The organism is Streptomyces aurantiacus, from assembly GCF_001418335.1.
GTDB lineage: Bacteria > Actinomycetota > Actinomycetes > Streptomycetales > Streptomycetaceae > Streptomyces > Streptomyces aurantiacus.
Genome location: NZ_LIPP01000386.1, coordinates 1 through 1,012, shown reverse-complemented (window position 1 = coordinate 1,012; position 1,012 = coordinate 1). Strand labels below are relative to the sequence as shown.

The window sequence follows — 1,012 nt, the reverse complement described above, 5'->3', positions numbered from 1 at the left end:
CTTCAGCTCCGTGAACCGCGAGACGGCCATCTCGATCGCCGGAACCACATCACCCTTGCTGAACGGCTTCACCAGATACGCCATCGCACCGGCGTCCCTCGCCCGCTCGACGAGGTCGCGCTGCGAGAAGGCGGTCAGCATCAGCACCGGCGCGATGGACTCCTCCGCGATCTTCTCCGCGGCGGAGATACCGTCCATCTTCGGCATCTTCACATCAAGGATGACCAGGTCAGGACGGTGCTTCCGGGCAAGCTCGACGGCTTCCTCACCGTCACCGGCCTCACCTACGACGGAGTACCCCTCCTCTTCGAGCATCTCCTTGAGGTCGAGACGGATCAACGCCTCGTCCTCGGCGATGACGACACGGGTCGTCAGCGGAGGCACGTGCGACTTGTCGTCGTCGGGCGCGTCTACGGGCTGGGGCGACTCGGGGGTGGTCACGGTTGCTCCTTGTTCCAGGGCAGACAAGTACTGCTCCCAAGAGCGTACCTAGCTGCGGTATGGTGGTGGCACGAAGGGAGGCCGCCAACCTTCGTTTCACAGGGGCCCCGGTAGCCCAGCGGTAGAGGCAATGGATTCAAAACCCATACAGCGTCGGTTCGAATCCGACTCGGGGTACTTTTCCTTGGTTCCCAAGGTCACCAATAAAAGCGGATGTTCCCGTTCTCGCGAACATCCGCTTTTTGCTGCACGCAGTCGCGACCAGTAACGCAATGTGTCCATATGTGCGAGGGGTCGCCTACTTCGGGGTGTCGTCCTCGCCGATGTGATGCACACGCACCAGGTTCGTCGAGCCCGAGACCCCAGGCGGTGAGCCTGCCGTGATGACGACGATGTCGCCCTTCTGGCAGTGGCCGTACTGCAGGAGCAGGTCGTCCACCTGGTCGACCATCGCGTCGGTCGAGTCGACGTGCGGGCCCAGGAGGCTTTCGACGCCCCAGGTCAGGTTCAGTTGGGCGCGGGTCGCCGGGTCCGGGGTGAAGGCCAGGAGGGGGATCGGGGAGCGGTAGCG

General features: G+C 63.6%; 2 protein-coding genes and 1 tRNA gene. 1 reads left to right on the top strand and 2 read right to left on the bottom strand.

Going from position 1 to position 1,012, the window contains the following annotated elements:
• Positions 1-441 (bottom strand): response regulator (locus AOK01_RS36200; protein WP_055519241.1); only part of this gene is annotated, 441 nt, incomplete at its 3' end.
• A gap of 104 nt (positions 442-545) precedes the next feature.
• On the opposite strand from AOK01_RS36200, the gene AOK01_RS36195 reads away from it, so the two are divergent.
• A tRNA-Leu gene (locus AOK01_RS36195) sits at positions 546-618 on the top strand.
• Positions 619-739: 121 nt separating this feature from the next.
• On the opposite strand, the gene AOK01_RS36190 is transcribed toward AOK01_RS36195, so the two are convergent.
• Positions 740-1,012: pyruvate kinase alpha/beta domain-containing protein (locus AOK01_RS36190; RefSeq protein WP_281181488.1), on the bottom strand; the 273-nt coding region annotated here is incomplete at its 5' end.